General features: G+C 70.9%; 5 protein-coding genes. 2 read left to right on the top strand and 3 right to left on the bottom strand.

Annotated features, from left to right (window positions below; all coding sequences use genetic code 11):
• Window positions 1-150 precede the first annotated feature (150 nt).
• On the top strand, window positions 151-711 hold the full coding sequence (locus DMA15_RS36455) for a putative phosphothreonine lyase domain-containg protein (protein ID WP_164551915.1): 561 nt from the start codon (window positions 151-153) through the stop codon (window positions 709-711).
• Between the two features lie 417 nt (window positions 712-1128).
• Window positions 1129-3282: a DEAD/DEAH box helicase gene (locus DMA15_RS36450; protein ID WP_240660142.1), complete on the top strand. Its 2154-nt coding sequence runs from the start codon at window positions 1129-1131 to the stop codon at window positions 3280-3282.
• Between the two features lie 215 nt (window positions 3283-3497).
• Here the strand turns inward: DMA15_RS36450 and DMA15_RS36445 are convergent, their stop codons facing one another.
• The 3 genes from DMA15_RS36445 to DMA15_RS36435 form a co-directional block, all read right to left on the bottom strand.
• A complete protein-coding gene (locus DMA15_RS36445; RefSeq protein ID WP_125517116.1) occupies window positions 3498-4061 on the bottom strand; it encodes a hypothetical protein in 564 nt (187 codons plus the stop codon).
• 637 nt (window positions 4062-4698) lie between these two features.
• Window positions 4699-5136, bottom strand: a complete 438-nt coding sequence (locus DMA15_RS37875) for an ATP-binding protein (protein WP_240659622.1) — start codon at window positions 5134-5136, stop codon at window positions 4699-4701.
• A gap of 370 nt (window positions 5137-5506) precedes the next feature.
• Window positions 5507-6772, bottom strand: a complete 1266-nt coding sequence (locus tag DMA15_RS36435; protein WP_164551653.1) for a Mu transposase C-terminal domain-containing protein — start codon at window positions 6770-6772, stop codon at window positions 5507-5509.
• Window positions 6773-7361: the final 589 nt, after the last annotated feature.

The following is a 7361-nucleotide window of genomic DNA, read 5'->3' as shown; positions in this document are numbered from 1 at the left end:
GTGCCAGTACCGGATCGCTCTCCGCGACGACCGCCATGCAGCACGCCGTCAAAGCCTGGTCACGCCGCTCCTGATCCGCGGCCACTTCTCTGACAGCCACACCGGAACATATAGCCACGGAACATGCCTAATGTCACATACCGTTACTTCGTGCACGACAAGCCCACCCAGACAGGCCAACAGCCCGCAAAGGCGCTCCCGCCAGCGGCCGACACCCGCCAGCGATGGCAGTGGGCCATGGCTCCAGGGGTCGACTTCTCGGCCCCGGCCGCTGTCAACGAATTCGCGAAAGCCGGCAAGTGGCTGTGGTTCCTGCCGGTCCGCGCCCTCGATGCGGGCTGGCGCCTCATCAAGACGGCCGTGGAAGGCGGACAGCTCGGACCGGGAGCCAAGGTCGCCACGCTCGGCAGCGACTTCGACGGCGACCCCACACGCCGGCCAGTGATCATCTACACCGCCAACCATCATGACAAGGAGGACGTACAGCGCGTTCTGAACGCCCTCCGCGCACTCGGCGTCCGCGACGCACTGGCGTACCAAGACCGACGAGGCCACGGCGCTCGGAGAATACGGAGACGGAACCAGCATCTACACCAGCCCCGCCGGAACCACCAAAGTCATCCGGCGCGACCGTCAGGCTCGCCCGGCCCGCACGCCCCCGCGGCCGGGACCGGCGGGCGCGGAACACGCCCGGCCGCTCCCGCCTGCTGACGGCACCTGCGACCCCGTGGCAGGGCACGGCTCAGGAACAGTGTCCACTGCGCCTAGCAGCAGCAAAGCTCGTACGTGACTGCAGGTTGCAGATCTGTTTGATCCGTGGATTCGGGCTGGTGCACATGCAGTTGAGGATCGCCGCCGGCGGAGACGGACAACGCAGCCCAGGTCCTGGCGGCAGGCGGACCACGGGCCGGGTACGGACAGGACACGGGCAGGCGGGCGGGAACCGCGCGGAGGTGGGGCGGCGGTGCTGCGAGCGCATCAGGCCGAGGCGGTCGACGCGGCGGTGCGCGCCCTGGGGGCCGTCCCGTCAGCCGGTGCGGGGTTGCGGGCGACGATCGTCTCGGCGTGCGGGACGGGCAAGACCTTCATGGCGCGCACACCGCGTTGCGGGTGGCAGGCGCAGGCCTGGTGCTGGTGCTGGTGCCGACGCTGGATCTGCTGGTACAGACGGTTGCCGCCTGGCGGGAGGCGGGCCGGGGCGGGGCGATGGTGGGGGTCTGCTCGCTGAGAGCGGATGCGGAGCTTGCCGCTGCCGGGGTGCAGTGCACCACCGATGCCCGGCAGCTGCTGGAGTGGGCCGGCCGGGCGGGGCGGGTGACGGTCTTCGCCACGTACGCGTCGCTGCCGGTGCTCGCCGAGGCGCATGGGGCAGGCCTTCGGCGATGGGATCTGATGGTGGTGGACGAGGCGCACCGCACGTCGGGGCCCTGGGGAAAGCCGTGGGCGGCGGTCCATGACGATGCCGCGCTGCCTGCGGACCGGCGGCTGTACCTGACGGCGACGCCGCGGGTGGCCGATTACCGGGCGGTCGCGGACGACAAGGACGACGGGTCGTACAGCGGGCCGGTGCTGCTGGCCTCGATGGACGACGAGCAGGTCTTCGGCCCGGTGGTGTACCGGCTGTCGCTGGCCGAGGCTATCGCCCGCGGGCTCCTGGCCCGCTACCAGATCATCGTGCTGGAGATCAGCGCCCCGGCACTGGCACCGGAGGAAGGCCCGCAGGCCGATGTGAGCGCGGCGCGGCTGGAGGTCTTGACCACGGCCGTGCTCAAGGCCGCGGCCGTCCACCAGCTTGATCGTGTGATGACGTTCCATCACCGTGTCGCCGAAGCCCGCGCGTTCGATCAGGCAGTTACGGAGGCGTCTGGTCACCTGTGGGGTGCAAAATCGGCGGTGTATCCGCGGCGCGTGTGGTCAGGCTGGCTGTATGGCGGCCACCAGATGGCCCACCGGCGCCAGGTGCTGGCCCAGTTCGCCCGCGGCTGGGGCACGGACGGCGTGGTGGCGGAGCGCTGCGTGCTCTCCAGCGCCCGGGTGCTGGCTGAGGGCGTGGACATCCCCGAGGTGGACGCGGTGGTCTTCGCCGACCCGAGGGAGTCGATCGTCGACACCGTCCAGACCGTCGGGCGCGCGCTGCGGCAGAGCCCGCGCGGTGACAAGGTCGCTTCCCTGCTGGTGCCGGTCTTTCTCTCCCCCGACGAGCGCCGGGAAGACTGGCTGGCATCTGGCTCCTACCTGCCGCTGGTCAAGGTCCTGACCGCGCTGGCCGCCCACGACACCGACGTGGTGGACCGGCTCGCCGCCTGGCCCGGCAACAACGCCACGGGCGCGGCAAGTCTGCAGGGCCCGCTGCTGTTCGCCACCGCCCGGGATGCGGCCGACATCGCGGAGTTCGTCAGGCTGCGGGTGATCAACCTCGAGCGGCGCGGATGGCTGCGCGGCTGGGCGGCTGGGCGCCGCTTCCACGCAGCCCACGGCCACCTGAACGTGCCCTACCACGCGAAGGACGGCGCGTTCCCGCTGGGGCAGTGGATCGCCGAGCAGCGCAAGGCCTACGGATCCGGCCGGCTGGCCGCGGTACGCATCGACGCTCTGGAACGCCTCGGCATGGTGTGGAGCCACCCTGACCACGCGTTCAACACGGGGCTTCAGGTGGCCCGCGCTTACCACGCGGTCCACGGCCACCTTGCGGCCGGACACAGCGCCGTCATGGACGGTTACCCGGTCGGGACGTGGCTGGCCAACCGGCGCCGGGAAGCGCGCCTTGCCGACGGCACACGAGGGGCGCTGAGTGCGAAGCGCAAGGCGGCACTGGCCGAGGTCGATCCGTACTGGTGTCCTCAGTGGCCGCTCGTGTGGCAGCGCCGCTATACCCTGCTGCGGCAGCACGTCGCCGCGGAAGGAGCGGCGGACATCGCCCCCGGCCACGTGATGGCCGGGGAAGACGTCGGCGCATGGCTGGCCCGCCAGCAAGCCGACTGGGGCATCCTGCACACGGAGCAGAGGCGGCTGCTGACCGAGCTCGGCGCCATCCCCGGGGAGGGTGGTGTGCAGGAGGAAGCGCGCGTCACCCACGACGACAAGTTCACACGCAACCTCGCCGCGGCGGCCGCATACGCCCAGCGCGAAGGACACCTGAACGTCCCCCGCAAGCATGTGGAGATCGCTGAGGGCACGGAGATCAGGCTGGGGATATGGATCTCCAACCAGCGCTCCCGCAGAGCGAAACTGGCCCCGCAGCGCATCGACGCGCTCAACGCTCTCGGCATGCGCTGGAGCTGACACCGGGGCAGCTGCCCGCCGGCGGAATCCACCCCACGCACACGGTCCGCGTCCACGCGGCTCCCGGCGCGACGACCGACAGGCTGGACGCCGGGGGATTGGCCAGGGGCGACTCGTACACTCGCCGTCCTGCCAGTCGGCGTCACGCTCGTCATCGCCCCGAAGCCGCCTCGGCTTCGGGGCGAATGGTTCCCCCAGGGGTCTGCGTGGCCTGGTCATGCTGCGCCGGCCGGTGGCTTGTTGACACGTCGTGCCCGCAGTCGCGGGCGCCGGGTCGGCAGGGGCACCTCAGCGTCCACGCCTGTCTCCTTCAGCTGATGGTAGAACCACTCGATCCCAGCAGGAACGGCGTCGTGCTCGGTGTCCATGCCGGGCTGAGGTGGGCGCAGCCGGGCCTCTTCGGCGAGCCGGAGCAGGGCAGGGTGCTCCTCGGGCCGGATGAGCAGGGGTGCGCCGGGTGCGGGGAGGAGGCGGGTGAAGTGGGCGGCGGCGCGCAGGAAGACGGCCGCCCAGTCGGGCACCGGGTGGGTGGCGCAGCCGTCGACCTCGCCGAGGGGATCGTGGAGGGCCAGGGCGGCGGCTTCCTCGCGCCAGTCCGCGAGGCGGGCGGTGCCCAGCTGCTGCCCGGTGACGCCGGTGAAGACGGCGGCGGCCAGCACGGCGGCCAGGCGGGGTGCGCGGTGACGGCGTGGATGCGGCGGGTGATCGATGCGGTGGTCTGGGGCGAGCGCGGCCGGGGCCGGGGCCTGTACCGCCACTTGATCGGCGGCGGTACGCATCCGATGCAGTGGTCCGAGCTGTCCCAGTCCGCCAGCCGCTCCAGCGCCGGCACGGTGATCCAGCGGCTGGCAGCCCGCGGCGGCGCGGAAGGCTGGTGCGGGCCAGGCGCGGGGGCCGCGGCGAGGAGGTCGCCGGCGGCCTGGGCGTGGGTGAGGGTGTGGCGCCGATCGGTGAGTGCGTCGCGCAGGGCGGCGGTCGGTTTGGAGCGGTGGCACACCAGGACCAGGTGCGCTCCGGTGTACGTCTGCAGGTCGAGCAGACGCTGCAGACGGGTACGGGTGAGCAGGTGAGCGCGAACAACGGTCAGGCGTCTGGCGGGGATCGCGGCCATCCAGGCGGTGACGGCCTCCCACACCGGAGCACGAGCGTCTGGAAAGCCTGGCATGTGGGCAGGTTTGCCCAGCGCGGCGAGGAGGTCGTGGGCGAAGTACCGGTCGCTGGTCGTGCCCGCGGTGGGGTGGACGGTCACGCAGCCTGCCGCCGGGTCGTGCGCGGCGAGGGCCGCGCGGGTGACAGCGGCATCGTCGCCGGGGTCGAGCAGGACGGTGACAGCAGGGGATGTGTCGTTCACGGGTGCGTGGCGTCTCGGGTCGGCGCCAGGGCGCGGCGGACAGATGCGGGCGGGGCCGGGCTTGCTCACGGCAGGCTGCGTCGGCCGAGCTTGCTGAAGACCCAGCGCAGCAGGTCCCGGTTGACCTCAAGACCGGAGGTGGCGTCCAGGGCGCGCCCCAGGTGGTAGGTGATCTTGGCCCAGGTGCGGAAGACGCCGTGAGCGGCCACGTCGTCGCAGTACAGCAGATCATCGGGGTCCACGCCGTGCCACACCGGGTGGTACGCGGGGATCGTGGTCAGGACCTCCTCACGGGGCAGCGGCCGAAACTCCTGCCAGATGTGCACCCGAGAGGCCAGCATGTCCTTACTGGCCAGGACCTCGTAGGTGTTGCCGCCGCCGACGAAGACCACCGCGATGTCGGTGTACAGGTCGTCGAACAGGTGCCGGAAATACTCGAACGACTCCTCCCGCAGCCACTGCGCCTCATCACACACCAGCACCCGGAACTGATCGGCCAGCACGTCCTTGAGCAGCGTGTCGAACGCGGTCGGCTGCCGCGGCGGGTCCCGGGCACAGCGAGCACGTTGAACAGGTTGTGGCGGATGTCCAGCACCGTCGGACGGCCGCGGAACTCGATACGGCGTGTGGCCTTGGGGGCGAGCTCGCGCAGGGCGGCGTTGACCGACATAGTCTTGCCCAGCCCGGCCGCGCCATAGACGCACATCATCCCTCGGGCGGCGATCACCTCCCCGAGATTGGCCAGCGTCTCCTTCATCGCCATCGTGCCCATCACGTTCGCGTCGGGCAGCGACAGGTAGTGGTCCTTGCGGGGCGGCGGCAGGGGGCCACGGCGCGGGCGGGCCGAGGAGGGGCGGGCGGCGGGTATGGCGTTCATCGCGCGGCAAGGCTGCTTTCGTCGTCGTCTTCGATGCAAGGAGCAGCGGCCTCACCGGGCTTCGGCTCGGTCCAGGACGCGGGCATCTGGGCGGGCAGCGGCAGATAGCCGGGCAACGCCACCTCGGCAAGATCCGAGGCGGCAAGCGCTCGCATCGCGGTGCCGGCCTCCAGTTCGGTGACCGTGCCGAGCACCTCGGCCGGCGTGCCGCGGGTAGCGGCGGCGTAGCGGGTGGCGCGGTCCCTCTCCGCCGCCCGAAGCAGCCGCTTGAGCCGGTCGGCCTCCCGGGCACGGGCCCGCTTCATCTCACGGATCTGCTCCGCACTGGCCCGGTTCGACAGGTACGCCGACCCCAAGTGCCGCCCCGTGGCCGCGTCGTAGACCTCGATCTCGTGCTCGTGGTGCGGCATGTAGCGCAGCCGCACCTTCCGCCCGGCCTCACCAGTCATCCAGGAATCGACGTAGTGCCGGTTCTTCCAGCGCACTCCCTTGTTGCCCAGGGTGCGCACGCGGCCGTCGTCCTCGAGGGTGAACATGTGCAGCGCGCCCGGCTCCGCGTCCTCGACCGGGGCGAGGTCTTCCTCCCACGCGGCCGCCGGAGTACGGCCGGAAAGAGACCGGGGCCGGTGCTCGGTGTTCCACCACGCCACCCACTGCCCCAGCAGCGCGATGAACGCCTCCAGCGGCAAAAGCCGCTGCCCGGCGGCCGGTTTCCTGCCGCCTTTCAGACGCGGCGCGGCGCTGTAACCAGGCAGAGAGGCGAAGAACATCTGCTTGGCGGCCTTGTTCAACGCCTCCACCGTGCCCTTGAGGTGCGGGCTGTAGCCGGGCAGGTCCACCACCGGGACCGCGAACGCCCCAAACGCCTCACCCACCGTGCGGGACAGGAAGTCCTTGCCGCGGTCGACCCGCACCGCCCCCGGCAGACCGCCGAACGGGCCGTGCTCCCCCTCCCGCGAGATCGCATCCCTGAGCGCCACCAGCACCGACTCCCGGGAGGGAACCTGAGCGGTCACCGCAAACCCACAGATCACCCGCGTAGCACAGTCGATAAACCAGGTCACCCACGGACGCCCCGCAGCCCCGTCGATGTCCACCTCAACCTTCACCTGGACGTGGTCGGCCTCCCACACCTCATTACGGTGACCGGCAGGCCGCTCAAAAAACACGTCATGATCCCGGCGGGCGGCCTCACCACCACGCATCCCCGCCCGCATCCCCGGCGCCACATCCCGCTCCACCGCCCGGTACAACGTCGCCAAAGACGGCGCCTTCCCACCCGCCACGGCCGCCTCCGCCACCAACTCCCGGTGCAACGCGACCGCGTTCCCTCGATGAAACGCAAGCCGCCGAGCCAGCTGCGGCGTAACAGTGAACCGGCGGCGCTCAGCCCGTTCCAGGCGGCCCTCATCCCGCGCCACGGCGAGCCACCGGCGCACCGTCCGCTCTGACACTCCCAGCGTGTCAGCGACCATCCGCCGATGACCGGCCGTCAACTCCCCCCGCACCTCAAGCGCCAGCAATCTTCGCACCGCTACCGGCCGCAACACCTCGGCATCCGCCCCAGCCCCCACGCGCTCCCCCACCACCCCAGGCACAGCCGCCCACCGAGAATGATCAAGGAAGGACCCTACCCCATTGGAGCTATCACCCCGCTGACCAGCTAATCCTCAGCCACCGACCAGCTGTCCTCACTTTCCTGTCCGCCCTCAACCCCATCGGCCACCGCCCCGAACACCCCAGCAAACAAACCGATCACCTCACCCACCCCGCACCCTCTACTGGACATCGAAACGAGAACCACCCCGGACAACAACGCGAAAACTTCCAATGTGCACGCACCACCAAGAC

It is taken from the genome of Streptomyces sp. WAC 01529 (assembly GCF_003945545.1).
GTDB classification, from domain to species: Bacteria; Actinomycetota; Actinomycetes; order Streptomycetales; family Streptomycetaceae; genus Streptomyces; species Streptomyces anatolicus.
Note: the sequence above shows the minus strand (reverse complement) of the source record. Positions and strands in the feature narration are given on the sequence as shown.